The 26,778-nt window shown below is 42.1% G+C and carries 29 protein-coding genes; 23 read left to right on the top strand and 6 right to left on the bottom strand.

Going from position 1 to position 26,778, the window contains the following annotated elements; all coding sequences use genetic code 11:
* Window positions 1-6: 6 nt before the first annotated feature.
* On the top strand, window positions 7-1,869 hold the full coding sequence (mutL, locus tag HFA01_RS11390; RefSeq protein ID WP_146816316.1) for a DNA mismatch repair endonuclease MutL: 1,863 nt from the start codon (window positions 7-9) through the stop codon (window positions 1,867-1,869).
* Window positions 1,870-1,977: 108 nt separating this feature from the next.
* On the opposite strand, the gene HFA01_RS11385 is transcribed toward mutL, so the two are convergent.
* Window positions 1,978-2,337 carry a helix-turn-helix domain-containing protein gene (locus HFA01_RS11385; RefSeq protein ID WP_146816314.1) on the bottom strand — a complete coding sequence of 120 codons (360 nt, stop codon included), beginning with the start codon at window positions 2,335-2,337 and terminating at the stop codon, window positions 1,978-1,980.
* A 185-nt stretch (window positions 2,338-2,522) separates the two neighbouring features.
* Here HFA01_RS11385 and miaA point away from each other — a divergent pair, with 185 nt between their 5' ends.
* From miaA to glnA, 7 genes are all read left to right on the top strand, one after another.
* Window positions 2,523-3,452: a tRNA (adenosine(37)-N6)-dimethylallyltransferase MiaA gene (gene miaA / locus HFA01_RS11380; protein WP_146816312.1), complete on the top strand. Its 930-nt coding sequence runs from the start codon at window positions 2,523-2,525 to the stop codon at window positions 3,450-3,452.
* A gap of 45 nt (window positions 3,453-3,497) precedes the next feature.
* Window positions 3,498-3,722, top strand: a complete 225-nt coding sequence (gene hfq / locus HFA01_RS11375) for an RNA chaperone Hfq (RefSeq protein ID WP_089652336.1) — start codon at window positions 3,498-3,500, stop codon at window positions 3,720-3,722.
* A gap of 136 nt (window positions 3,723-3,858) precedes the next feature.
* A complete protein-coding gene (locus tag HFA01_RS11370) occupies window positions 3,859-4,803 on the top strand; it encodes an AAA family ATPase (protein ID WP_174787822.1) in 945 nt (314 codons plus the stop codon).
* Between the two features lie 81 nt (window positions 4,804-4,884).
* Window positions 4,885-6,117, top strand: a complete 1,233-nt coding sequence (gene hflX, locus HFA01_RS11365) for a GTPase HflX (RefSeq protein ID WP_146816310.1) — start codon at window positions 4,885-4,887, stop codon at window positions 6,115-6,117.
* A 49-nt stretch (window positions 6,118-6,166) separates the two neighbouring features.
* A complete protein-coding gene (locus HFA01_RS11360) occupies window positions 6,167-7,414 on the top strand; it encodes a methionine gamma-lyase family protein (RefSeq protein WP_146816308.1) in 1,248 nt (415 codons plus the stop codon).
* 126 nt (window positions 7,415-7,540) lie between these two features.
* Window positions 7,541-7,945 carry a MerR family transcriptional regulator gene (locus HFA01_RS11355; RefSeq protein ID WP_089652332.1) on the top strand — a complete coding sequence of 135 codons (405 nt, stop codon included), beginning with the start codon at window positions 7,541-7,543 and terminating at the stop codon, window positions 7,943-7,945.
* A 24-nt stretch (window positions 7,946-7,969) separates the two neighbouring features.
* Window positions 7,970-9,301, top strand: coding sequence for a type I glutamate--ammonia ligase (gene glnA, locus HFA01_RS11350; RefSeq protein WP_146816306.1), 1,332 nt, complete (start codon window positions 7,970-7,972; stop codon window positions 9,299-9,301).
* Between the two features lie 67 nt (window positions 9,302-9,368).
* Here glnA and HFA01_RS18920 read toward each other — a convergent pair whose 3' ends face one another.
* Window positions 9,369-9,509 (bottom strand): hypothetical protein, encoded by a 141-nt coding sequence (locus tag HFA01_RS18920; RefSeq protein ID WP_167506228.1) that lies wholly within the window; start codon window positions 9,507-9,509, stop codon window positions 9,369-9,371.
* A 152-nt stretch (window positions 9,510-9,661) separates the two neighbouring features.
* Window positions 9,662-10,285, bottom strand: coding sequence for a transcriptional repressor LexA (gene lexA, locus HFA01_RS11345; protein ID WP_146816304.1), 624 nt, complete (start codon window positions 10,283-10,285; stop codon window positions 9,662-9,664).
* A gap of 301 nt (window positions 10,286-10,586) precedes the next feature.
* On the opposite strand from lexA, the gene HFA01_RS11340 reads away from it, so the two are divergent.
* The 8 genes from HFA01_RS11340 (at window position 10,587) to HFA01_RS11305 (ending at window position 18,142) form a co-directional block, all read left to right on the top strand.
* Window positions 10,587-11,246 carry a YneB family resolvase-like protein gene (locus HFA01_RS11340; protein WP_146816302.1) on the top strand — a complete coding sequence of 220 codons (660 nt, stop codon included), beginning with the start codon at window positions 10,587-10,589 and terminating at the stop codon, window positions 11,244-11,246.
* Between the two features lie 84 nt (window positions 11,247-11,330).
* The gene (locus HFA01_RS11335; protein WP_146816300.1) at window positions 11,331-11,564 is read left to right on the top strand and encodes a DUF896 domain-containing protein; all 234 of its coding nucleotides are present in this window, start codon (window positions 11,331-11,333) and stop codon (window positions 11,562-11,564) included.
* A 180-nt stretch (window positions 11,565-11,744) separates the two neighbouring features.
* Window positions 11,745-13,748, top strand: coding sequence for a transketolase (tkt, locus tag HFA01_RS11330; protein ID WP_146816298.1), 2,004 nt, complete (start codon window positions 11,745-11,747; stop codon window positions 13,746-13,748).
* A gap of 320 nt (window positions 13,749-14,068) precedes the next feature.
* On the top strand, window positions 14,069-14,293 hold the full coding sequence (locus HFA01_RS11325) for a YneF family protein (RefSeq protein ID WP_035505139.1): 225 nt from the start codon (window positions 14,069-14,071) through the stop codon (window positions 14,291-14,293).
* A 1,247-nt stretch (window positions 14,294-15,540) separates the two neighbouring features.
* Window positions 15,541-15,990 carry a PH domain-containing protein gene (locus HFA01_RS11320; protein WP_146816296.1) on the top strand — a complete coding sequence of 150 codons (450 nt, stop codon included), beginning with the start codon at window positions 15,541-15,543 and terminating at the stop codon, window positions 15,988-15,990.
* 264 nt (window positions 15,991-16,254) lie between these two features.
* Window positions 16,255-16,956, top strand: coding sequence for a cytochrome c biogenesis CcdA family protein (locus HFA01_RS11315; protein ID WP_146816294.1), 702 nt, complete (start codon window positions 16,255-16,257; stop codon window positions 16,954-16,956).
* Between the two features lie 64 nt (window positions 16,957-17,020).
* Complete coding sequence (locus HFA01_RS11310; protein ID WP_089654991.1) at window positions 17,021-17,449, top strand: Na(+)/H(+) antiporter subunit B; 429 nt, start codon at window positions 17,021-17,023, stop codon at window positions 17,447-17,449.
* Between the two features lie 210 nt (window positions 17,450-17,659).
* Entirely contained in the window at window positions 17,660-18,142 is a 483-nt protein-coding gene (locus HFA01_RS11305) for a CcdC family protein (protein WP_146816292.1), read from the top strand.
* A 12-nt stretch (window positions 18,143-18,154) separates the two neighbouring features.
* On the opposite strand, the gene HFA01_RS11300 is transcribed toward HFA01_RS11305, so the two are convergent.
* The gene (locus HFA01_RS11300) at window positions 18,155-18,583 is read right to left on the bottom strand and encodes a DUF2621 family protein (RefSeq protein ID WP_146816290.1); all 429 of its coding nucleotides are present in this window, start codon (window positions 18,581-18,583) and stop codon (window positions 18,155-18,157) included.
* A 277-nt stretch (window positions 18,584-18,860) separates the two neighbouring features.
* On the opposite strand from HFA01_RS11300, the gene acnA reads away from it, so the two are divergent.
* The 7 genes from acnA (at window position 18,861) to HFA01_RS11265 (ending at window position 26,147) form a co-directional block, all read left to right on the top strand.
* Window positions 18,861-21,566 (top strand): aconitate hydratase AcnA, encoded by a 2,706-nt coding sequence (gene acnA / locus HFA01_RS11295; RefSeq protein ID WP_146816288.1) that lies wholly within the window; start codon window positions 18,861-18,863, stop codon window positions 21,564-21,566.
* 290 nt (window positions 21,567-21,856) lie between these two features.
* Window positions 21,857-22,429, top strand: coding sequence for a redoxin domain-containing protein (locus HFA01_RS11290; protein WP_146816286.1), 573 nt, complete (start codon window positions 21,857-21,859; stop codon window positions 22,427-22,429).
* Window positions 22,430-22,480: 51 nt separating this feature from the next.
* Complete coding sequence (locus HFA01_RS11285) at window positions 22,481-22,624, top strand: FbpB family small basic protein (RefSeq protein WP_160912244.1); 144 nt, start codon at window positions 22,481-22,483, stop codon at window positions 22,622-22,624.
* A gap of 168 nt (window positions 22,625-22,792) precedes the next feature.
* Window positions 22,793-23,017, top strand: a complete 225-nt coding sequence (gene tlp, locus HFA01_RS11280) for a small acid-soluble spore protein Tlp (protein WP_146816457.1) — start codon at window positions 22,793-22,795, stop codon at window positions 23,015-23,017.
* A 132-nt stretch (window positions 23,018-23,149) separates the two neighbouring features.
* Complete coding sequence (locus tag HFA01_RS11275) at window positions 23,150-25,414, top strand: AAA family ATPase (RefSeq protein WP_146816284.1); 2,265 nt, start codon at window positions 23,150-23,152, stop codon at window positions 25,412-25,414.
* Window positions 25,414-25,839 carry an acyl-CoA thioesterase gene (locus HFA01_RS11270; protein WP_146816282.1) on the top strand — a complete coding sequence of 142 codons (426 nt, stop codon included), beginning with the start codon at window positions 25,414-25,416 and terminating at the stop codon, window positions 25,837-25,839. Before HFA01_RS11275 ends, HFA01_RS11270 begins: the two co-directional genes overlap by 1 nt.
* Window positions 25,839-26,147 (top strand): hypothetical protein, encoded by a 309-nt coding sequence (locus HFA01_RS11265; protein WP_146816280.1) that lies wholly within the window; start codon window positions 25,839-25,841, stop codon window positions 26,145-26,147. Before HFA01_RS11270 ends, HFA01_RS11265 begins: the two co-directional genes overlap by 1 nt.
* 17 nt (window positions 26,148-26,164) lie before the next feature.
* On the opposite strand, the gene HFA01_RS11260 is transcribed toward HFA01_RS11265, so the two are convergent.
* Both HFA01_RS11260 and yidD read right to left on the bottom strand, forming a co-directional pair.
* Entirely contained in the window at window positions 26,165-26,455 is a 291-nt protein-coding gene (locus HFA01_RS11260; protein WP_146816278.1) for a HesB/YadR/YfhF family protein, read from the bottom strand.
* 62 nt (window positions 26,456-26,517) lie between these two features.
* Window positions 26,518-26,772 (bottom strand): membrane protein insertion efficiency factor YidD, encoded by a 255-nt coding sequence (gene yidD / locus HFA01_RS11255; RefSeq protein WP_146816276.1) that lies wholly within the window; start codon window positions 26,770-26,772, stop codon window positions 26,518-26,520.
* Window positions 26,773-26,778: the final 6 nt, after the last annotated feature.

The following is a 26,778-nucleotide window of genomic DNA, read 5'->3' as shown; positions in this document are numbered from 1 at the left end:
ACAGAGATGGCGCGAATCCGACTAATGCCAGACCACCTAGCGAACAAAATAGCGGCCGGAGAAGTTGTTGAGCGCCCAGCCTCTGTCGTCAAAGAACTGGTAGAAAACAGTATTGATGCAGGTGCCACTTGGGTGAAGATCGATTTAATGGAGGCCGGGTTACAGCGCATCCGGATCACCGATGATGGCGCGGGTATGGAAGAAGAAGACTGTGAAATCGCTTTTCATCGCCATGCAACGAGTAAAATTATGGATGAAAACGATCTTTTTCATGTCCGTTCTCTAGGCTTTCGCGGTGAAGCATTAGCAAGTATCGCTGCCGTGAGCCGATTGAGTATCCAGACCTCTACGGGAGACAGTGCTGGGACAAAAATGAACCTTGAAGGTGGCCACCTCGTCTCCAGAGGGAAAAGTGATGCGAGAAAAGGGACAGACATTACAGTGGAGGAGCTGTTCTTCAATACGCCTGCCCGATTGAAGTATATGAAAACAATCCATACAGAACTCGGTCATGTGACAGATGTATTAAATCGTTTGGCCTTAGCTCATCCTGAAGTCCAGTTCCTTTGCAATCACAATGAAAAGCAGATCTTCAAAACGAATGGACGTGGAGATCTCCTCCAAGTCATAGCGAACATTTATGGAATGAATGTTGCTAAAAAGATGATTCCGATAAAGATGGAGACGGCGGATTTTAAAGTCGATGGCTACATCGCGAAACCAGAAGTCTACCGTGCTTCAAGGAATTATATGTCAACCATTATCAATGGCCGTTTCATTCGAAGTATTCCATTGAATAAAGCTGTTATGCAAGGCTACCACACGCTGCTGCCAATCGGAAAAAGTCCGATAGTCGTGTTAAATATAGACATGGATCCGATCCTTGTCGATGTCAACGTTCATCCATCAAAAATGGAGGTGCGTTTTAGTAAGGAGAAGGAATTGTATGATTTGTTAGAAGAGACCGTCCGCCAGGCTTTTCGTAAACAAACACTCATTCCTGATGTGTCACAGCCAGCACCGAAGCCTTCAAAAGAGAAATCCACGCAGGAATCCTTCAATCTCTATCATACGAGGGAGGAGGATGCCCATCGGGAAAGGGAAACTACGTTGGACCACTTGTTGGAAAGCGAGCAAGGACTTCCCAAAGAGGATGGTTATCAAAAAAATCAGGATGAGTTAATCAAGGAGATGGCCCCTACATTCGATTTAGAGGACTCTGTTCCAAAAGAAAGCGTACCACCGGGAGATAAAGTCGAAAAAGAAGCACCTTCTCTTGAAAAGAAAAGAGTTCCGACCATGCATCCGATTGGTCAGCTGCATGGTACGTACATTCTTGCTCAAAATGAGGAAGGCATGTATATCGTCGATCAGCATGCGGCTCAAGAAAGGATCAAGTATGAATTCTTCAGAGACAAGTTGTCGGAAGTTGACCATGAGGTACAAGAATTGCTTGTACCGATGACCTTTGAATTTTCCAAGGCTGAGTCTTTAAGAATAGAAGAGTATAGAGACGAACTGGAAAAAGTGGGATTGTTTTTTGAACCATTCGGAGATACGACCTACATTGTGCGCAGCCACCCTCAATGGTTCCCGAAAGGGTTCGAAGAGGAAGTGATAGAAGAAATGATTCAGCAGCTGATGGAGGAAGAACGGATTGATATTCTTAAACTAAGAGAAGAAGCAGCGATTCTCATGTCGTGTAAACGTTCGATTAAAGCAAACCACTACTTGAACCAGACCGATATGTTTCATCTCTTAGAAGATTTGAGAAAGTCAACGGACCCTTTCACTTGTCCTCATGGAAGACCGATTATTGTATTCTTTTCTGAATATGAAATGGAAAAGATGTTCAAACGTGTGATGTAATAAGAAAGAGAGACTCCTAATTTGCGGAGTCTCTCTTTTTTGTTCAGTATTTGTTTACATAACATTTTTATAATCAACAATATATAAGTGCGAATGTCAGAGTAGGGGTCAGGAGATATTTTTTTGCTGGAGAAGAAAACGAAAATAGTTATCAATTTGTTTAATGTCTTCCGGCTGGATTCCGAACCATGCTTTTTTGTCAAAAAATACAGGTTTTGTGTATCCCTTTGTTTCAAGGAGCTGCTTAATTTCACGCATTTCATCCTCTTGTTCATCACTTAAACCGAGGAGATAATCTGCGGTGGTATGAAGAGCGTGAGCAATCTTCGCGAGATCTTCAAGATCCGGGGAAGTGTAGCTCCGTTCCCAATTCGATACGACTTGTGGGGATACACCGACTTTTTCAGCCAACATCGATTGTGTAAAACGTCTTTCTTTTCTAAGTGAACGAATTCTTTCATGGACCACTTTAAGACGCCTCCTTTTCTATACTATAACACAGACTAACGAAATGCGATAGTACGACTAACGAATATTTTGAATATTTGTAACGGAACTCGTTAGTGATAGTAACGGATTGCGTTAGTTTATCCGCTGAGGTATGATTGTAGAGCCATTCATGTATAATAGATACGTGTGAAGGAGGTGGGAGTGTGAGACCATTGGTGATCTCAGTAGTCGGTCCTACAGCAGTCGGAAAATCGAATTTGGGAATCCGGATCGCTCAGCGTTTTGATGGGGAAGTGATCAGTGGAGACTCTATGCAGATTTACCGGACGATGGATATCGGAACAGCAAAGGTGACCAACGAGGAGATGCAGGACATCCCGCATCATATGATTGACATTAAAGATCCGGCTGAGCAGTTTTCAGTCGCTGAGTTCCAGGAAAAGGTGCAAGCGTTAATCAGGGATATCCATGACCGGGGGAAGCTGCCGGTTTTGGTAGGGGGGACAGGCTTATACATACAGGCAACACTTTTTGATTTCCATTTTTCTGAACAGAAAAAGGATCCTGCCATCATTCGTAAACTTGAAAAAGAATGGAAGGAAAATGGCAAAGATTATATGTACAAACGCCTTGTTGAAATCGACCCTGAACAAGCAGAAAAAATTCATCCGAATAATGAAAGGCGTGTACTAAGAGCGCTTGAAGTTTATGAAACAACAGGCCGGGTGATGAGTGACCGCCATGATCAAAAACAGAACGTATCTCCTTTTAACCCATTGTTAATCGGACTGGAGATGGATCGTGAATTCCTGTATGAGCGTATCAACCATAGAGTCGATCAAATGATTGAACAGGGCTTGGTACAAGAAGTCCAAAACCTTTATGAACAAGGATTGAAGGACGCGCAATCGATGAAGGCGATTGGTTATAAGGAATTGATTCCATATTTTGAAGGTTCATGTACACTGTCGGAAGCGATCGAGTTACTTAAACGTAATTCCAGACGTTATGCAAAACGTCAGTACACCTACTTCAAGAACAAAATGGAGATCGACTGGTATGAAGTATCTCCGTCGAACTACGAGGAGAAATTTGAAACAATTTTAGGCGATTTAGCAGGAAAGATAGGCTAAAGCGTAGAATCGTATTATTACAGATAGAAAAGAGGAGGAAGATCCATGGCCCAATCGGTTAATATCCAGGACAATTATTTAAATCAATTAAGGAAAGAACGCATGCAGGTGACTGTCTTTCTGCTCAATGGCTTTCAATTGAGGGGCATCGTCAAAGCCTTCGATAATTTCACTGTCTTGTTAGAGACAGAAGGAAAGCAACAATTGATTTTCAAACATGCCATTTCGACATTTGCTCCTGTTAAAAATGTTTCATTGGATAAAGAATAATGTGAATGGATCACGAAATCGAAAAAAGCGGGTGCCTTTAAAGGTATCCGCTTTTTCATGGAAAGGTATGATTTGGGCGTCTGTCACAGGAAACCCCACCTACGCGTATGATGAAGAAGAATGAGGAGGGATCGATGTGCAACCCCAAGCGAAAACGGCGAGACCTATCAGCACAATCAATATTGTGTTGAATGATTCTAAAGATAAAGCGATTCCTGATAGGAAAGCGGCTGCTCTAAAACAGACAGGTGCTCCTTTTCTGAAAATAGAGGAATTTTTTAATTCTATCATTGGGATGGAGGATCTGAAGACCAGGGTAAAAGAGATTTACGCACAGGTGCTTGTTTCAAAGAAAAGAGAAGAAGCAGGATTAAAGTCGAATGCGCAAGTCCTGCACATGGTTTTTCACGGGAATCCAGGTACTGGGAAAACGACCATCGCCAGAATGGTTGCTGCTTTATTCCGCGATGTCGGCGTGCTTGAAAAGGGTCAATTCATTGAAGCCGATCGGAGTGATCTTGTCGGAGAGTACATCGGGCATACAGCTCAAAAAACGAAAGATTTAATTCATAAAGCACTAGGGGGCGTCCTTTTTATTGACGAAGCCTATTCTCTAGCCAGAGGTGGAGAGAAGGATTTTGGAAAAGAAGCGATTGATACATTAGTGAAATGCATGGAAGACCATCATAATGAGTGCATCATCATCCTTGCTGGTTATCCAGATGAAATGGAAGATTTTCTGACCTTAAACCCAGGCCTTGCTTCCCGGTTCCCCATCCAGCTTTCTTTCAAGGACTATTCTGCGAAAGAACTTACGCAGATTGCTTTTGGAATGATTGAAGAAAGGGAATATTGTTTAACGAAAGAAGCGGAACGAAAACTTTTTCAGCATCTGGCTTATGTGTATAACAGACGGGAGGAAAACTTTTCGAATGCCCGCTATGTAAGGAATCTTATCGAAGAAGCCATTCGAAAACATGCCTGGAGAGTCATCAGCACCCCCAACCCGAAGAAAAAAACACTCATGACGCTTCAGGCAGAAGATTTTGATGTTACCTTACAAGAAACAGACTTGATCTAATAGGCCGCCCATTCATAGCAAGCGTTTTTCTGTTATGATGAACAAGATAGAGGCAGACGAAAAGAGTAGGTGAAGAGACAGATGGCAAAAGAATTGGTCGTGTTAGTCGCAAGAAAAGATCCATTCGAACAAGAAGAACGGTTTCAGTCCTCTTTAGAGGAGCTTCAGTCACTGACGGAAACCGCGGATGGAGAAGTGTGCAAAATTATTACTCAAAAGCGTGACCGGGTTCACCCGGCTACATATTTAGGTGAAGGGAAACTTGAAGAAATAAAAGAAGCAGCAGAGGACGCTGAAGCTGAGCTTGTGATATTTAATGATGAACTATCACCCGGTCAGCTTAGAAATATTGCGGACAGAGTCGGGGTACGTGTGATCGACAGAAGCCAGCTGATTTTGGATATCTTTGCAGGAAGAGCTCGCACGAAAGAAGGGAAGTTGCAGGTAGAACTGGCCCAATTGCAGTATTTGCTTCCGCGCCTATCTGGCCAAGGGACAGCGTTATCCCGGTTAGGTGGAGGAATTGGTACGCGTGGTCCTGGGGAAACCAAATTGGAAACGGATCGGCGTCACATCCAACGAAGAATTGATGACATCAAGAAGCGGCTGGATACGGTTGTAAAGCAGCGTGAACAATATCGAAAACGAAGAAAAGAAAACCGGGCCTTTCAGGTCGCCATCGTCGGGTATACGAATGCGGGCAAATCAACATTCTTCAATAGAGTGACCGACAGCCAGTCTTTCGAAGAGGATTTATTGTTTGCTACACTTGATCCTCTAACAAGACAGATGAGCCTTCCTTCTGGCTTTTTGGCTCTTCTTTCTGATACCGTAGGATTCATTCAGGACTTGCCGACAACGCTTATCGCGGCCTTCCGATCTACGTTAGAGGAAGTGACTGAAGCAGACTTTATCGTTCATATGGTTGATGCTTCACACCCCGATCATATTCAGCAGGAAAAAACGGTTTTAAAGTTATTGGACGACCTTGGAGCAGGCCAACTTCCAATCCTCACCGTTTACAATAAAAAAGATCTACTGAAGGAGGATTTCATTCCTCACTCCTTCCCGTCGTTGACGGTGAGCGTGCATGATCCCATTGATCGTAAAAGAGTTCTTCATAAAATTGAAGAGGTATTGAAAGAAGAATGGAGTGAGTATGACGTTTTCGTACCGGCATCTGAAGGGAAAAGGCTGCAGCAATTCAAGGCCTACAGTATGATCACGAGCATCCATTTTTATGAGGATAAAGAAGGTTATGCCCTTCATGGCTTTATTCACCCTCACCATCCATTAAAACACCAAATATTATAAATAAATCGCTGAATAAACGAAATTCTGCAAGATAGGAAGAGGATTCATCATGAAGATTCAAGATTTGAAGCAACGTGTAGAGAAAGAGATTAAGAACCAGCACCATAGGGTGGGCGAGATTGTCGAGTACAATCAAGAAAAGGTATTACATGCCTTTCATAAACTGAGGGTCAGTGATTCTCACTTTAACCCAACGACAGGTTATGGCTATGACGATTTCGGGAGAGACACACTTGAAGCATTATATGCAGAAATATTTAAAGCGGAGGATGCCCTTGTCAGGCCTCAGCTCATATCCGGAACGCACGCAATCACGACGGCCTTATTCGGAGTTCTGCGCCCGGGAGATGAACTGCTTTACATATCTGGAGAGCCTTATGACACCCTAAGGGATGTTATTGGTTCTGAAGACAATAAGGACACAGGTTCATTGCGTGACTTCGGTGTCAGCTATCAAACCATCGCATTAGAAGAGAACGGTGCTTTTTCCCATGATCGAATACGAGCAGCTATACATGAAAAGACGAAGGTCGTAGCCATTCAAAGGTCCAAGGGATACGAGGATCGTCCTTCATTCAACATTGACGAGTTGCAATCGATCATCCAGTTTGTACGTGAGATTAAAGATGATGTCATTGTTTTTGTTGATAACTGTTATGGTGAATTCGTAGAAACGAGAGAGCCGCTTGAAGTAGGGGCTGACCTCATTGCTGGTTCGCTAATAAAAAACCCAGGTGGCGGGATTGCAAGGGTCGGTGGTTATATTGCAGGGGGGAAAACACTGATTGAAAAATGCAGCTATCGTTTAACTGCTCCTGGCTTAGGGAAGGAAACGGGACCTAGTTTGAATAGCCTGCAAGAAATGTATCAAGGCATTTTCCTCGCTCCTCATGTAGTAGGAGAAGCTTTGAAGGGCGCAATTTTTACTGCAAGATATTTGAGGGAATGCGGATTCAATACAAATCCTGATTTTGATGCGAAGCGGACCGATTTAATTCAATCCGTCAACTTCAACACAGCTGAACAAATGATCAGATTTTGTCAATCCATTCAGCAGGCATCCCCTGTAAATTCCCATTTCAAACCGGAACCGAGTGCCATGCCTGGTTACGAGGATGAAGTCATCATGGCAGCGGGAACTTTTATCCAAGGAGCAAGTCTCGAGTTGACAGCCGACGGTCCCATTCGTCCCCCTTATACGGCTTTCGTCCAAGGTGGATTGACTTATGCGCATGTGAAGATCGCTGTCGTACAAGCGGTGCAACAGTTGGTAGAAGAGGGTATGGTCAAAGCTTGAAGCAAAGGGAATGGTAACCCTTTCAAAAAACAGCTCCAAATTGTGTGAACATTCCTCACATATGTTGACATATCCCTTTCGTGACGTATAATTAAAGTATCATTCTTATGGGGAGGTGGCACATCGATGAGTGATGAAATTCGTCGTTCTATGCCGTTATTCCCGATGGGGATTGTTCAATCATTGACAGACCTTACTGCACGGCAGATTCGGTACTATGAACAGCACGAGCTTGTTCAGCCGGCCCGTTCAGAAGGGAACCGCCGCATGTTTTCATTCAATGATGTCGATCGACTGCTTGAAATTAAAGACTTGATCGATCAGGGTGTGAACATGGCCGGAATCAAGAAAGTTCTGAAGCTGAATGATCAGCCAGATAATGAGGTATATGATGAGGATCAAGTGAAGGAAGTACACAATGAACTTACCGAGAAAGAACTTCGTCGTATGCTGCAACGAGAACTATTCACAGCGGGAAGACAAGGTAAATTAGCAATCAGACAGGGAGAAATGTCAAGGTTCTTCCATTAATTTTCTGTTGAGAGGAGAAATTCAATGGGTTTAACAAAAGAAGAAATTTACAAAAAAATCGATGAGGAAAACGTCAAGTTTATCCGTCTTCAATTCACGGATATGCTTGGTACAATCAAAAACGTGGAAATTCCACTAAGCCAGTTGGATAAAGCTATTGATGGCATGATGATGTTTGATGGATCCTCTATTGAAGGGTTCGTTCGTATCGAGGAATCTGACATGTATTTAGTTCCAGACCTGGATACATTCGTCGTTTTCCCTTGGACTTCAGAAAAAGGGAAAGTCGCACGATTCATCTGTGACATCTACAACCCAGACCAAACTCCTTTTGAAGGGTGTCCGCGCTATAACTTGAAGCGGAACATCAAAAAAATGGAGAAACTCGGTTTTTCTGCTTTCAACATTGGTACAGAACCTGAATTTTTCCTATTCAAATTAGATGAAAAAGGCGATCCAACGATGGAGTTGAATGATAAAGGCGGCTATTTTGACCTGGCACCAACCGATCTTGGTGAAAATTGCCGTCGTGACATTGTCCTGGAGCTTGAGGAAATGGGCTTTGAAATTGAAGCCTCTCACCACGAAGTAGCTCCAGGTCAGCACGAAATCGACTTCAAATATGCGGATGCCGTCAAGCATTGTGATGATATCCAAACATTCAAACTCGTTGTTAAAACCATTGCACGTCAACATGGTTTGCATGCAACCTTTATGCCTAAACCATTGTTTGGTGTGAACGGATCTGGTATGCACGCGAACATGTCTCTTTTCAATGAAAAGGGCAATGCTTTCTTTGATGAGAAAGGGAAAGAACAGCTGTCAGAAGTGGCTTATCAGTTCACAGCAGGCATCATCAAGCATGCAACAAACTTCACGGCTGTGACGAACCCTACCGTCAACTCCTATAAGCGTCTTGTACCAGGATATGAGGCTCCGTGTTATGTAGCATGGTCCGGTCAAAACCGTAGTCCACTCGTACGTGTTCCGACATCCCGTGGCTTGAGCACAAGAATCGAAGTCCGCAGTGTGGATCCATCAGCCAACCCATACATGGCGATGGCTGTGCTTCTTGCTGCTGGACTTGATGGTGTGGAAAATAAACTGGAAGCACCTGCTCCTGTCGACCGAAACATTTACGTGATGGATAAGAAAGAGCGTGAAGCTCACGGAGTTAAAGATCTTCCTGCTACTTTATATGATGCGTTGGAAGAGCTGCATAAAGACCCGATCATGGTAGAAGCTCTTGGAGAGCACCTATTCGAACATTTCATCGAAGCGAAAGAAATTGAATGGGACATGTTCAGAACCCAGGTTCATCCGTGGGAACGTGAACAATATTTACAGACGTATTAAATTTAAAACCCTTGAAGCAGAGCTTCAAGGGTTTTTCTATGTATCAAAATCACCTTGATGAAGGTTTTCAAGGATATTGGTCGTTTACTTTTGGTGGATGGTTCCAACGATCTAAACGGGAAAAATAAAGTTGGAATGGACCTATTTTCATCACAACGGCGAGTTTTCCTAACGAGTGGTTCGGGTGATCGACATCTTGGATGAACATGTAGTGGCTTACTGTTATGAGCGTAAAACAAGTGAGAACGTATCTAAAAAATAATATGTTGTCTGTAAATCCTTTGACCTCTATTTGTAAAAGGTATGGGCGGATGACATAAAAGAAAGAGGCGAGTTCTCAAAAAACTCGCCTCTTTCTTTTTAGTGTACGGTCCTGTAAAGACCGACGACTTTCCCTAAAATGGATACATCCTGCAATAGAATCGGCTCCATTGTTGCATTTTCAGGCTGCAGGCGAACGTGATTTCTTTCCTTGAAGAACCGTTTGACAGTAGCTTCTTCGTCTTCTGTCATAGCTACGACGATATCACCGTTCTGTGCGGTCTGTTGTTGTCTGACGATGACCATATCCCCATCAAGAATTCCTGCCTCAATCATACTTTCCCCTTGTACGATTAGTACGAATGTGTTGTCATCTGACCCTGCCAGTGTATCTGGAAGTGGAACGTATTCTTCAATGTTTTCTACAGCTGTAATCGGTGAACCTGCCGTGACTTTACCGATTACTGGAGCGTAGGAAGCTTCACTTCTCGGGATACTGTGATCTTCTTCTAATTCAATCACTTCAATGGCACGAGGTTTGGTCGGGTCGCGTCGAATGTATCCCTTTTTCTCCAATCTGGATAAGTGACCATGCACAGTGGAACTTGAAGCAAGACCAACAGATTGACCGATCTCCCTTACGGATGGTGGATACCCTTTGGATAAAACTTGTTCTTTAATGAAATCTAGTATTTCCTGCTGCCGTTTTGAAAGTTTACTCATAGATTAGCACCTCGTACATAGGATTATAGTAACCACATTGTACCACTTATATTTTCAAAATACAAACACGCGTTCGAAAAAAGCCATTGACAAGAACCTGTGTTCGTATATAATGGAAAGTAACAAATGCGAACACAGGTTCTTAAGAACGTTCGTTCTAGGAAAGCGGAGGGGTTATCAATGTTTAACAAATTATCTAAGCTGGATTACACCTACATTATTCTTTTTATTGTTAGTTTTATCATTCTCTATTATTCTATGGTCACAGCTGTTTAATAGAGAAAGAGAGAGGATCATCCAAGTGAAAGTAATTTTATATTGCAGGGTAAGTACGGAAAAAGAAGAGCAAGTGACTTCATTGAAACGACAAAGAGCCGAGTTGACATCGATGGCAGAGCGTCACGGCTTCGAAGTTATTGAATGTATTGAAGAACAGTCGAGTGGTTACGAAATTGAGCGTGAAGGAATCTTCCGCATGCTGGAATGTTTTTCTTCCGGACGTGCGGAAGCATTATTGATTCAAGATGAAACACGATTAGGTCGGGGAAATACGAAGATCGCTTTGTTTCATCAATTGAACCGGTTGAAAGTCAAGGTGTACTCCCTTTCAAACCAGGGAGAATTACAGTTATCGGAATCAGATTCTATGGTTCTACAGATTGTAGGTATTGTAGAAGAATACCAAAGGAAAATACATAATATGAAAATTCGCCGGGGGATGAGAAAAGCCGTAGAGGGCGGCTACGATCCATCCGCCAACTTATCAAACCGTGATCAGGCACCCGGGCGTGAGAGGATCGACTTTCCTATAGAAGAAGTTATTCGTCTAAGGAAAAATGATTTGACATTCAAAGATATCGCAGCGACTTTGAGGGGATTGGGATATGATGTATCAAAAGCTACGGTGCATCGCAGATACAAGGAGTACCTATCGCTTGAAAAAGAAGAAGAATCACGATAATATAAGGTGTGTGGACAAGGATCTTTGGATTTCTTGTCTTTTTCATGTTTTACGATCCAGACTATGAGTAAAGGAGAAGGATCTATGTTATCAAAAGAAAAAATTAATCGTATAAATGAACTTGCTAATAAATCTAAGCAGGAAGAGCTTTCGAAGGAAGAAAAAGCAGAACAGCAGAAGCTGCGCCAGGAATATTTGAAAAATGCACGTCAATCCTTCAAAAATCAGCTGAAAGGTGTGACCGTCATTGATCCGAAAGGGAATGACGTAACTCCAGAGAAGCTCCGTCAAATGCAAAAGAACGAAAAAAAGAATTAATGCCAAATTGTCCGTATTCGATAATTTTCGAATGCGGATTTTTTCTTGTTTAATTCCCTGAATAAGGGGGAAATTAGGTTTGAGGCTGTGCGAAATTTTGCACAAAGCTTGTTTCGAAAGGAATTTCATTATAGGATAATACATGGTACATATACCTGAATAGAAAGGGGAATGTTGAACATGGCAAACAGCCTTGAACAAACATCAATCAATACGATAAGAACGTTAACAATCGATGCAGTAGAAAAAGCAAACTCCGGACACCCTGGAATGCCGATGGGTGCAGCACCGATGGCCTATACGCTATGGACTCAGTTCATGGATCACAATCCGAAAAACTCGAACTGGTTCGACCGGGACCGTTTCGTCCTATCAGCTGGACACGGATCTATGCTTCTTTATAGCTTGCTCCACTTATCCGGTTATAAGGTGACGATGGACGATCTTAAGTCCTTCCGTCAATGGGATTCAAAAACCCCTGGGCACCCAGAGTTTGGTCATACAGATGGTGTAGAAGCAACTACAGGTCCCCTAGGACAAGGTATTGCAATGGCGACCGGAATGGCGATGGCTGAAGCTCATCTTTCCGGAAAATATAATCGCGAAGGGTACAACGTTGTTGACCATTACACCTATACGATTTGTGGTGATGGTGACTTGATGGAGGGAGTATCACAGGAATCAGCTTCTCTTGCCGGTCACCTTGGCCTTGGTAAATTGATCGTTCTTTATGATTCCAACGATATCTCTCTTGATGGTGATCTTGATCGTTCCTTCAGCGAAAGTGTTGAAAAGCGCTATGAAGCGTATGGATGGCAAGTGATTCGTGTCGAGGATGGAACGAATACAGAAGAAGTTGCAAAAGCGCTAGAGAAAGCAAAAGCGAACACAGATCAACCAACAATGATCGAAGTGAAGACCGTCATTGGGTACGGTTCTCCTAACAAATCTGGTAAATCTGCTTCTCACGGTGCTCCTCTAGGTGATGAGGAAGTAACAGCTGCGAAACAGTTCTACGAGTGGGAACATGAGCCGTTCCACGTACCTGAAGAGGTCTATCAGGACTTTAAAGAAAAAGTTCAACAAAATGGTAAGGATAAAGAAGAATCTTGGAACAACTTAATGGCTCAGTACAAGGAGGCTTATCCGGAGCTTGCGGAAGAATTTGAGCGCGCAATCCGCGGAGAGCTTCCTGAAGGCTGGGATCAAAGTCTTCCAACATACCAGGTCGGAGAAGACAGCCCTGCAACACGTGCTGCTTCAGGAGATGCGATCAATGCACTTTCTAAAGCTATCCCTAATTTCTTTGGTGGTAGTGCCGATCTTGCAGGTTCAAACAAAACGGCCGTTAAAGATGAAGAAGACTTTTCACGTAACAACTACGCTGGTCGAAACATCTGGTTCGGTGTTCGTGAATTTGCCATGGCGGCTGCTATGAACGGAATGGGCCTTCACGGAGGACTTAAAGCTTATGCGGGTACATTCTTTGTCTTCAGTGACTATCTGCGCCCAGCTGTACGTCTTTCTGCCCTACAGAACCTGCCAGTGAACTATGTCTTCACTCATGATTCTGTTGCCGTTGGAGAAGACGGTCCGACTCACGAACCTGTAGAACAACTGGCTTCTCTTCGCGCAATGCCTAATCTTTCTGTGCTTCGTCCTGCGGATGGGAACGAAACCAATGCAGCGTGGAGACTTGCTTTAGAGTCTGAATCGACTCCAACTGCACTCGTTCTCACACGCCAAGGGTTACCGACCCTTCAAGGTACAGAGGAGCTTGCATACGAAGGTATGAAGAAAGGGGCATACATCCTTAGCGATTCAGACAAAGAAGAGCCGGATGCGATCCTACTTGCTTCAGGTTCTGAAGTACAATTGATTGTTGAAGCACAAGCGGAATTGAAAAAGAATGGTTATGATGTACGCGTCGTCAGTGTACCTTCTTTCGATCGTTTTGAAGCTCAGCCTAAAGAGTACAAAGAACAAGTCCTGCCATCTTCTGTCCGCAAACGTCTGGCAGTTGAAATGGGCGCATCGTTCGGATGGGACCGTTACGTAGGTTTAGATGGCTCAGTCATTGGAATCGATAAGTTCGGTGCTTCTGCTCCAGGCAATACTGTGATCGAGAATTATGGTTTCACGGTAGAGAACGTAGTGAAGCATGCGGAAAACTTGATGAAATAATCAAGGGAGAAGCTGCCTTTTTCTAGGCAGCTTCTTTTTATGCCGGGAGTTAAAATTTCCTTTCGAAAAACTGGGGAAATAGTAGGGACAACCATTTCCGATTTCGCCCCTACATGTGATATAATAGGCATAAGAATGCTTGTTGTCTCTAATAAAATCGTTGTTCGCACTAGATCGTTTCCTTTTTTATGAGGTTACTATTTGACATTACATTCGTATAGCACCGTCTAAATTGCGCTCATATTGAAACGACTATTGTATTCTAGAGAACGTTTTACTATACTGTTATGGGAGACAACACGAAGGAGGAAGACGAAGTCATGACATTGGGGATCGTATGGGTCATCATCATTGCTTTATTGACTCTTGTCGGTGGTGCAGCTCTAGGCTTCTTCATCGCTAGAAAGTACATGATGAATTATTTGAAAAAGAACCCACCAATTAACGAACAAATGTTACGTACACTGATGATGCAGATGGGCCAAAAGCCTTCACAGAAGAAGATCAATCAGATGATGCGTTCAATGAACAATCAAATGAAATAATGACACGAGGTTGAAGCCTTGATATCATTGATTTCATCAGGGTTCAACCTCATAAATTATCTTTTAAAGACCAGTTGTTTTACCCTTCTGGATTAATCTTTCATTAGATAATGCTGAAAATTGATTAATCAATCATAAAACCACTTTTCCTATTGGATTCTTAACCAAAAGAACATAGGAGAGGTGGTTTTTGTTTTGGAAAAAAATTGATGACTTAATTAAAGAGTAGCTATTTCATCGCATGTGGAGGGTATATACACCAAAAACCATGAAAACAAAAGGCAAGAGTAATTATCTTATTGAAAAACGAGGGATTGAACAGATTGATTCTATAAAGTTCATGACTTTAAGGCTTATGTTCAAAAAACAAAAAAGATGGATTGCAACTACAAAGCAAAGTAACAATGTATAAGATGCCCAAAGCGTTTTTTAACTGGTGTGTAAAAGAAGAGTATTTGATTGAAAGTCCAATGAATAAAGTCGAGCTGCCTAAAACGACTAAAAAAGTATTGAACAAATTCACAATAGAAGATGTTCAGAAGATGATTAATGCCTTCACGACTAAAATACCTATCTAGAGGCAAGAAACAAACCTATAGTAGCTATGCTTGTGGATCGTGGGCTACGTTCTAATAAGATACGTAATCTTAACACAGTTATTGTAAAAAGTTACATCTATTCTCGTTCACGGCAAAGGAAATAAAGGAAGGATGGTTAGCGCTTCCTCCTCCACTCAAGAGGATACTTATTATATACGAACGGTTAAAGAAGATTATTTTAGGTGAAAGATAGGGAGAATTGATAATTACTTTTTGTCTTATCATTATAATTCTTTAGATTTCAATTCATTATTCTATTTTTTAGAGTTCGCTTTTTAATCCCAGTCATTGCTCTGTAACAGACCAAAATGACTCCTTGAGGGGGCTTTTTATTTATTTTGATACTTATGGGGTGTAATTCCACCTTTTCAAGGAGAGATTAGCAGAAGTAGCCCCTCATGTACCCTCATCCACAAGACAAAAATGGGTATGCTTATTTGTGTACATAAAACAAAACTAATAAATTTTGATTTCATTAAGGTAAACAGTTCACCTCTCACTCCGATAATGAAGGTTAGTAAGGTATAATAAATTGACTAAGTAAGTTTCAAAACATGGTATTCTATATCAAATTTGCTACTTTCATTCTGAGGAAAAGGTAGTATACTAAAGTTTTGTAAGATAAAGAATTTAAGTGGAGGATACGAAATGAATAAGGTAAATGTAGAAATAACAATTATTGGAGAATACTCTACGTTTGATGGATTGGTCAGTGAAGCAGAGAAACTCCCTAAAACTAGCAGGAATCATTATATGAAAGTCCTGGATTTGATTAAGAAAGAAGCAAAAAACGAGAAATTTTATTACCTTTCCACAGGAGCATTCAAAGGTACAACCTTTGGATATCTATTTTTTACAGATACAAAGGTTATCCTCATTGAAGTGAAACCACCATTTGGTAAGCTAAAGACTCATGTATATGAGTATAAGAATTATGACGAAGTGGACTACGACATGACGAATGCTCTTGGTATTACCAATAATATGATTTACCTTAACAAATCAGGGTTATTTGGTAGCAAAAAAGATAGAGTAACACACATCTCTTCATCAAATTTCATGGAAATATATGAATTTGTGAAAATGTACATCAAGTAGTTTTTTGGAAAAAAGGCAGTCTATCCTCTCCAAAGCCTTCCGAGGTGAACTTGGAACAAACGCCTCAAGTGAAGAAGGTGCGATTGAATTATTGAGAGAAGGTTTACAAGTACAAATGAAATAATGACACTAAAGCCTTCTTTCATACTTGAAAGAAGGCTTTCTCTATGACATCTTCTATAGATGTTCACAAGATAAACATCGTGTCAGGCCTAAAGCTCTGATACAATAGGAATCGACTATGAATGAAGGTGTGATGATTAAATGGAGGTAAATCTTTTCCTTGCTTTCGGAGCAGGTTTTTTATCATTTATATCCCCATGTGTTTTTCCTCTGTATCCTGCATTCCTCTCCTATATTACAGGGATGAGTGTGAATGAATTAAAAGAGGACAATGGGATGTTGAAAAGAGCAAGTCTGATCCATACTGTTATGTTCTTATTAGGATTTACGACAATCTTTTTGATACTAGGCTTTTCAGGGTCGTTTTTTGCGCAGTTTTTCATACAATATGAACCTGTGATCCGGCGTTTAGGATCCATCCTGATTATTTTCTTTGGGTTTGTTATTATTGGCGTATTCAACTTTGATTTTCTGATGAAAGACCGAAAGATAACTTTTAAGAATAGACCATCTGGTTACATAGGTACATTTCTTATCGGACTTACGTTTTCGCTCGGATGGACGCCTTGTACAGGTCCTATATTAGCGTCAGTGCTTTCGTTGGCGGCTGATTCTCCTGAACTTTTCTTGGTCATGATGTTATCTTACTCTCTTGGCTTTTCTATTCCCTTCTTAGTCCTGTCCTTCTTCATTGGCAAATTGAACTGGATTAAAAGACACAGTGCGGGAATCGTAAAAGTAGGTGGGTATATCATGATTGTAGTGGGAATTGCCTTGTATTTTGACTGGATGACGATGCTTACTTCCTACCTTGCGGGACTCTTTAATTTCCAGGGGTTCTAAGACGTGGATTTTAGTGAGCATTTGTATTAAGATGATACTAGAGAAAAAATAAAGGAGCTTTTTTATGACCCAGACCAACGATATAATATTAAGAACTACAACCACACTTATAGCCTTCATCCTGCTAGGGTTTTCCGTTTATTTATTTTTTGCTGGCCATAATGCTCCAGGTGGAGGATTTATCGGTGGTTTAATGACTGCTGCAGCAATCATCCTCATGTATATGGCTTATGGAAGTAAGGCGATGGAGAAAATTTTGCCGATTAATTTCCGTTTTTTGATTCCTGTAGGATTGATGGTGGCAGCAGCTACCGGAATTGGTGGAATGGTTTTTGACGCGCCTTTCCTCACGCAAACGTTTGCTTATTTTCAATTGCCGATCTTAGGTAAGACCGAACTTGCTACGGCCCTTTTGTTTGACCTTGGTGTGTATCTGGCTGTTGTAGGGGTAACGATGACGATCATTTTGACCATTGCCTATGACAGGGAATAAAAAGTACCAAGAGTGTCGGCATTTGATTAATGATACGAGTCTCATCCATTATACTTAAAGAAACGATTGGAAAGAGGACATTATCAAATGTCTAAATAAGCGAATGATGGAAAATCCCTCATTGTTAAACCTTATTGAAGCTCAGGTCCTGGATGCCATCGAATTTGCGTTAAACTGATATTAAGGACAGAGTAGAAAGAGTGAATCGTTATGTTTTGGTTAATTGCAAGCACTATTGTTGCGGCCGGCATGGCTACGGCGATGATTTTCGTCCGATTGCGGGCCGCAAAAAAACCGGCAAGTGTAAAAAAGATTATTCTCCCACCTTTCATGATGAGTACAGGAGCTCTCATGTTCGTGTTTCCGGTGTTCCGAGTTGAATGGACCCAAGTAATGGAAGCCATTCTCATTGGAGTTGTTTTTTCCATTTTCCTCATTCGTACTTCCAAATTTGAAGTGAGGGATGGAGATATTTATTTGAAACCATCAAGGGCTTTTGTATTTATCCTTTTTGGCCTGCTGATTTTACGAATTGTTTTCAAGCTCATTATAGGACAGCATGTCTCCCTCGGAGAAACGAGTGGGATGTTCTTTTTACTCGCTTTCGGGATGATCATGACATGGCGGATGGCCATGTTGAAACAATACTTACATTTGGAAAAAAAGTTGGAACTAAAAAAGGACCTGGCTTAAGCCGGGTCCTTTTTAGCGTTCAATGAGTGGGTCGTAAGGGCTCATGTCTATTTTTTTCTCTTCTAACTTTTTGACAAGAAACTTATGATCCCGCTTCGGGGTGGCACGTATGTAGCCCTCGATTAAAATCTCCTGTGTGATTTTCTTTTTCTTTTTCTGCAGCGCAATTTCGCCGATACGTCCAGCGATCTTCTGCCTTGCTACATCCCGGAAGAGCTCTGGAACGGGAGAAATCAACTCTTCCAATAAGTCTTTTTGCTCTGCAGACCACATGTGCTTTGTCTTGTCCACATAATATTCTTCCCAGTCAATGATTGATTTTCCGTCTTCTTTCGGAAGACGCTTCAGAAATTTGCGGAACATAAAGAAGCCACCAATGCTCATCAGACCAACCATGATGACAATCCACCCAACGATAAATAGGGCAAATCCACCTGACATATTATCACCTGTTTCATTATCTTAGACTTATCTAAACTCATTATAAAAGGTTGACACTTTAAATACAAGCATGCGTTTTTGTAGGTTTTTGTATAAAATTTATCGAATTCAGAAAAATTTGTGGTCATTCATTTTACTTATAAATCGTTTTCATTTACAATAAGGATTGCAGATTTGTGAACTTGTTCTATACAAAGGGAACAAATGTAAAAATTTGGGGAATGGTGAAACCTTAAAGAGGTTCACTATTGAATATTGATGAGGGGGTAAAAGGAATATGGCTAGCAATGCTTTTAATGCTCGCAAACAATTTGAACTCAATGGCCAAACGTACAACTATTACGATTTGAAAGCCTTAGAAGATGCGGGACATGGTAAGATTTCCCGTCTACCTTTCTCCATCCGTATCCTACTAGAATCTCTATTACGTCAACACGACGGACGCGTCATCAGCGATGATCATGTCGAGAGTCTAGCAAACTGGGGAACTGAAAAATCAAAAGGGGAAGATGTTCCATTTAAACCTTCCCGCGTTATTCTGCAAGACTTTACCGGCGTACCTGCCGTGGTCGATCTGGCATCTCTTAGAAAAGCGATGGTGGATATGGGAGGAAGCCCTGACAAAATCAACCCGGAAGTTCCTGTTGATCTTGTCATTGACCACTCTGTACAAGTAGACAAGTATGGTACTCCTGATGCCTTGAATGTGAACATGGAGCTTGAATTTGAAAGAAATGAAGAGCGTTATGAATTCCTGCACTGGGCTCAAAAAGCGTTCGATAACTATCGTGCAGTTCCACCTGCAACAGGTATCGTTCACCAGGTAAACCTTGAATACATCGCAAATGTCGTTCACGCGAAAGAAAACGAGAACGGCTCTTATGATACTTATCCTGATACACTTGTCGGAACCGACTCACATACAACGATGATCAATGGTCTTGGTGTCCTAGGTTGGGGTGTTGGTGGTATTGAAGCCGAAGCTGGAATGCTCGGTCAGCCGTCTTACTTCCCAGCTCCAGAGGTCATTGGAGTGAAGCTGAATGGAAGCTTCCCACAAGGCACAACAGCTACAGACTTAGCATTGAAAGTCACTCAAAAGCTGCGTGAACAAAACGTAGTCGGTAAATTCGTTGAATTCTTCGGACCAGGATTGCAGGAAATGCCACTGGCTGATCGTGCAACGATTTCCAACATGGCTCCTGAATACGGTGCAACATGTGGTTTCTTCCCGGTTGATGGGGAGTCTCTTGAGTACCTTCGTCTTACAGGACGCAGCGAAGAGCAAATCAAGCTTGTAGAAGAATACTGCAAGAAGAACAGCCTGTGGTATGATCCTTCCTTCGAGGATCCGGAATTTACATCACTAGTTGAAATCGATCTCGGTGAATTGGAACCGAACTTATCCGGACCAAAACGCCCTCAAGATTTGATCCCTCTTTCTCAAATGAAAGAGTCCTTTGAAAAAGCGATCACGGGGCCGGCTGGAAACCACGGCTTTGGATTGGACAAATCTGAGTTCGACAAAGAAGTAGAAGTGAAGTTCAATAATGGAGATAAGTCCGTCATGAAGACTGGTGCTCTTGCTATTGCTGCCATCACTTCTTGTACGAACACATCCAACCCACACGTTATGCTTGGCGCAGGTCTCGTCGCTAAGAAAGCGATTGAAAAAGGTTTGCAGGTTCCAGACTACGTGAAGACATCATTAGCACCAGGGTCCAAGGTTGTTACTCGCTACCTTGAAGATTCAGGGCTGATGACTTATTTGAACGATCTAGGATTCAACCTCGTTGGATATGGTTGTACGACATGTATCGGTAACTCCGGTCCGTTACTCCCAGAGATCGAGAAAGCAATTGCTGACAGTGATTTGACAGCTTCTTCTGTTTTGTCTGGTAACCGTAACTTCGAAGGGCGTATCCACCCTCTAGTAAAAGCCAACTACCTGGCTTCTCCGCCATTAGTGGTTGCTTATGCACTTGCAGGTACTGTGGATATTGATCTTAAAAATGATTCGATCGGAAAAGATACTGAAGGAAACGACGTTTATTTCGATGATATTTGGCCTTCTCAAGAAGAGATCAAATCAGAAATTTCCCGTGTTGTTACTCCTGAAATCTTCCGTAAAGAGTATGAAAATGTATTCAACTCGAATGAAAAATGGAATGAAATCGAAACAACGGATGAACCATTGTATGATTGGAACGACCAATCCACATACATTCAAAACCCACCGTTCTTCGAAGGGCTTTCCAGTGAACCTGAAACGGTTAAACCATTGGAAGGCATGCGCGTCATCGGTAAATTCGGTGATTCCGTAACAACAGACCACATCTCTCCAGCAGGTGCAATCCCTAAAGATATGCCTGCAGGTGAGTACTTGCAAGAAAATGGTGTGAGCCCTCGTAACTTCAACTCTTACGGCTCTCGTCGTGGTAACCATGAAGTTATGATGCGCGGTACGTTTGCGAATATCCGTATCCGTAACCAGTTAGCTCCTGGTACAGAAGGTGGTTTCACGACTTACTGGCCGACAGAAGAAGTGATGCCAATCTATACAGCGGCTATGAAGTACCAGCAAAACCAGACTCCATTGATGGTCATTGCAGGTAATGATTACGGAATGGGAAGCTCCCGTGACTGGGCGGCCAAGGGGACAGATCTTCTTGGAATTAAGACAGTCATCGCTGAAAGCTTCGAGCGTATCCACCGTTCAAACCTTGTCATGATGGGTGTTCTTCCATTACAATTCAAGCCGGAAGACAGCATCGAGTCTCTTGGTTTGACAGGTCGTGAAACATTCGATGTCGAAGTCGGCGAAGATGTTAAACCTCGTGATCATGTCAAAGTCACAGCGACAGATGAAGATGGCAATAAGAAAGAATTTGAAGTCATTGCCCGCTTCGACAGTGAAGTGGAAGTCGATTACTACCGTCACGGTGGTATTCTACAAATGGTTCTACGGAACAAATTGAACTAAATTTCTTTCTGAAGATCGCCCTTTATAAAGGGCGATCTTTTTATTCTTTTTAAAGCATGCGTTTGATCATCACAAAAGGACACGATCACTGATGAAAGAAGAAAGTTCAAGTTCCTACAAAAACCCTTATGATCTCTCTTTAAACTTAGTAGCAACTCCGAAAAGTAAAATAAAAAAACATCAATAAAATATTCCCACATTTTCCGTTAAAGCTTTACAAGCATAAATGGTTTTCTTTATTCTTATACATAATACACATGCGTTTGGAATCATGGACGGAGGCTATCATCATGAAACAATGGTTGGCAACGGCTTTCCTACTTATACTTTTAGGTTTAGTTATTTTTACAACCTTTTCTGAAAAAGATGAGGTGGAACAACAAAAATCTTCTGCAACTCAGGAAACAGGGATGGTTGCTCCTAATGCCCCCGACGGATTACAAGTAGGGGAGAAAGCTCCGAATTTCAGCTTGGTGACACTGAACGGGGAGACCGTTAGCCTTTCTGATTACCGCGGGAAAAAAGTTTTTTTAAATTACTGGGCCACATGGTGTCCACCTTGCCGCGAAGAAATGCCTGAAATGCAGAAGTTTCATGAAAAATATGGAGAAGAAGTGGTCATCCTTGCTGTTAACGGTACCGGTACGGAGAAAAAAACGGAAGATGTTGAACGGTTTGTTAAAGACGGAAATTATACATTCCCTATCCTGTTGGACAAGGAACTTGAAATTAATCAGACATACCAGATCCTCTCCATCCCTACCACTTACTTCATCGGAACAGATGGCATTATTCAAGAGCCAAGAATTGTTGGGCCGATGACCTACGAATTGATGGAAGAGAAGAAAAATGCGCTGAAATAGGAATAGTTTTATCAAATCATGGAAATCCTACCTATAAAAGGAGAGATATCCATGAGAAAACACAAGAGCATATCTTTTGAAGAACGTGTGAAAGAAAATATCCGCTCCATCAAAGCTGATCAAAAGTTGTTGGATCAAATTGATGAACGGATTGAGAAGCGTCACAATGAGCGTATGAAACAAATCCCATCGTAAACGGGGTTTGTTTTTGTACATAAGTTAGGTAAACAAAAAGGAAGGAGTATTCTCCTTCCTTTTTCTTTTGATAATTCGTCTCCTTCCTGGGAAAAGTAAAGAATGACTCAACAAGGGTCTATTGAAATTTACAGGAGGGGTACGAACATGTCCCATAAACAACAGCACATGGCGAACCAAAAACCAAATCCTGACAATCGCGCAGACAACGTCGATCGTCTCCAAGAAAAAGTGACGAATACGATTGAAAACATCGAAGCTTCCCACGATGCCCTGCGGTTTGCATCGGAAGAAGAAAAGAGAAATATCGAAAAGAAAAATAAACGAAGAAACCAATCGTTAGAAGCTATGCGTGATGAAATTAAGGACGAAGCCCGTCATCAACAATATTAACGTACTGAAAAACCGCTTCTCTATTGAGGAGCGGTTTTTTTACCCTACCACTAAGCTTTAATGCATCTTCATCTACATTAAATCTCGACTATGATAAAATGGATATCGGCGATAGAAAAGGAAGTGATGAAGATGTTAGAACAACTGAAACAGTGGAACAGTCTAGAACAACAGCCTCCCATTTCCGAAGTGGAGGCTTTACGATATATGGACCAAACGGATGGGGAGCAGGAGAAAGAAGCTAAAGCATTGCTCTATGTGACGCTTGCTTACCATCGGATTAAAAGACACCCGGGAGATGATGCTCTAGCTGAGCAGTTCATTGATGAGGCACGGGTTCTCAATCCTTCTCATCCCTTAGTAGCGGAGTTGTATGAGTCTCAACAGTTGATGCAGGCCTATACATTATTGAAAAAAACACCTCTTGATCAGTGGATCCTTCATGAAACAGATCATGATTCAGCAAAATCTAAAAAAGCAAAAGCCATTTATTCTGATGTTCGTAATTTGAAGGAACAGTGGGACGATGACCTGGCCAAGAAAACAATCATAGACGCTTCCAGCCGTTTGAGCCTTTATCAGGACGTATATGAGGAATTGTCTGATTTGGAACAAATGTTGGAAGAAGCCATTAATTCCATTGAAAATAGGCGTATTCGAGTACCCGTCAAAGAAATCAATGAACGAACAAGACGCCTTTCGGATAATCAGGACGAGATTTACAAACGATTGCCAAGCTTCCTGACAGATCAATCATTTCAAAATCCTTTGGAAGCCTTCGATCAGATGGTAGGATTGCGTGATGTGAAAACGTATATTCGCCGGTATTATCACTTTTTAAGATACCAGCAGCAGAGAAAGAGCTATGGTTTTTCCATGGTAGATGAACCTGGATTACATATGATCATTACTGGAAACCCTGGGACTGGGAAAACCACGATTGCCCGGCTGCTCGCTAATATTTATCATGAGCTTGGAATTTTAGATACGAAAGAAGTCGTGGAAGTGAATCGGTCTCACCTTGTCGGGTCTTATGTCGGGCAAAGTGAAGAGAATACGATGAATTACGTAAAACAAGCGATCGGTGGGGTGTTGTTCATCGACGAAGCATACAGCTTGAAAAGGGAAGGGCAAACCGGAAATGATTATGGTCAGGCTGTCATTGACACCCTTGTTTCTGCAATGACGAGCAAAGAATACGGAGGACGATTCGCGGTGATTCTTGCTGGTTATCCAGAAGAAATGCGTCAGTTTTTATGGTCGAATCCAGGCCTCCGCAGTCGTTTCCCTGAACAAAACCATATCGAACTCCCTGATTATCACATGGATGAACTATTGACAATCGCTGAGCAGACGGCGACTGACAACGATTTCTTTTTCACAACTGCTGCATTAAACGAATTCACCTCGCTCATTGATCGAGAGCGTGTGGATGACTCATTCGGAAATGCTCGTACGGTCAAGAACTTGGTTTTGAAGACCGTATTCCAAAAAGGTGCGAAAGAAGCGGAGCAGGATAAACATCATTGGCTCGATCATATGAGGATATCCTCAGAAGACCTTGCGTGGGATTTGAAAACAGATGAAGATGAACGTTCTCCCATACAACGACTGGATGAACTGATCGGGTTGTCTAATGTAAAAGAAGAAGTAAAAAAACTGTCATCCTTCGTTCAAGCCCAGCAAAAGAGGAAAGAAAAAGGATATCCTGTTGTTCCAATCCAATTGCATTCCGTATTTTCGGGAAACCCAGGTACCGGAAAGACAACGGTGGCAGAAATCTATGCAGACGTTTTGAAAGAATGTGGGTTGTTGAAGAGAGGTCATACTGTGGTCGTCTCGAGAAGCGATCTTGTGGCCGGTTATGTAGGGCAGACAGCCATAAAAACAAAACGGAAAATCAGAGAAGCGCTCGGTGGTGTCTTGTTCATTGATGAAGCTTATGCGTTGTACAACGGAGGGAGAGATGATTTTGGCAAAGAAGCCATTGAAACCCTCGTCGACGAAATGACCAAACACAACGAAAACCTTGTCGTTGTCCTTGCTGGTTATCAGCGCGAGATGGAGCAGTTGGTGGAGAGCAACCCAGGTTTATCTTCAAGGTTCAAAAAGTACTTCCACTTTCCGGATTATACGGAGGACGAGTTGATTGACATGACTCACTATCAGGCTCAACAATACGGGTATCATTTCAATGAATGGGCGGAGTCATTCCTCTTAGAGAAATACACGGATCACAAAGTAAGAGGGAATGGACGCTTTATTAATAATCTTGTGAACGAAGCGATTCAATTTCAGGCCATTCGAATCATGGAGAATGAAGCGGAAGATATGAATGAACTTGAGCTCGTCGACTTAGAAAAAGCATGGCATACGGTGCGAAGGGAGTCTTCTTAATGAAAGTGGTCGAAACACCGATTCAAGTAAGGTACCAGGAAACAGATATGATGGGGGTCGTTTACCATGCTAACTATTTAGTCTGGTTTGAGATTGGGCGAACATCCTTCATTGAGGACCTTGGTTTTATGTACTCTGAAATTGAAAAACAGGGTGTCGTTTCACCTGTTATTGATGCTCAGGTGAGTTTTAAGAAACCTGTGAAGTACGGCGATCCTGTCCATGTTAGGACATGGGTGGATAGTTATGATGGTCTTCGTGTTTCGTACGGGTATGAAGTGGCATTTAAAAACGGAGATGTAGCAGTTACTGGTGTAACGAAACATGTGATCGTGAAAAAAGATAACTTCAAACCTGTATCTATCAGGCGGAGCTTTCCCGATTGGCACGAAGCTTATTTAGCTGCCATGGAGCCTGAATCCTAATGGCTTTCGGTGTGAAAAAGGCTGAACTTAAGGAATGGAAAGCGAAAGTAAAGCAAGGGGAAATTGCTTTTTTGACTCATTTCTGGCTGGATGACCGCTTTCCTGGTTGTGATACAGTCACAAAAGTCGGTTGCTCTGACCTCAACAAATTGAAGGCATGGGGGAAACAGTACGGGTTAGAACCGGGGTGGATTCATAACGATCCGCGGTTTCCTCATTTTGATTTATTTGGTGATCGCCAGCTGCGTATATTGAAAGAAGAAGGGTATTGGGACCATATTCACCGTTTCCAATTACAAAAAAAATAAGACGCCGTATCGGCGTCTTATTTTTTGTATTCAAATGATGGCTCATTCCATTTTTCGTCCAGCGTAACTTCCAATGAATGTTCATCGAAATACCACTCATCGTCCGCTTCAATGAAGAAGTGAATCGGGCCGGTTGTCGTTTCTGCAATTGGTTCTTCAGGATCTTCCAGTTTAATCGCAAGAGAAAAACCAGGTTGGAGACCTCCGACGCCACCATAACGGACATAAAATCTTAAGTCGACGTTTCCATCGATATCAAGTTCCTCTTCATACCATTTCGCTGCTTCTTCTGTTACTGTTAAGTTCATTAGATCAACTCCTGTAATGGGGTTCCGTGTTTGTCTCTTTCCTCTGGCGTCGTTTCATAAACCTATTTTTCAGGAGAAGACGCATCAGAGTTATGATTCGTTTGCTTCATAGGTACAGGGTCGAATCCTCCCGGATGGAAAGGGTGACACTTGAGAATTCTTTTGACAGTCAAATAGCTGCCTTTGAAAAAACCGAAACGGCGAAAAGCCTCCAATCCGTATTCTGAACACGTCGGCTGAAACCTGCAAGACGGTGGAAAAAAAGGACTGATGCCTTTGCGGTAAAATTGAATCAAAGCGATCATGATTTGCTTCATCGTTTT

Source organism: Halobacillus faecis, from assembly GCF_007991335.1.
Classification (GTDB): domain Bacteria; phylum Bacillota; class Bacilli; order Bacillales; family Halobacillaceae; genus Halobacillus; species Halobacillus faecis.
The sequence above is the reverse complement of the archived record's forward strand: the minus strand, read 5'-3'. Positions and strand labels throughout refer to the sequence as shown.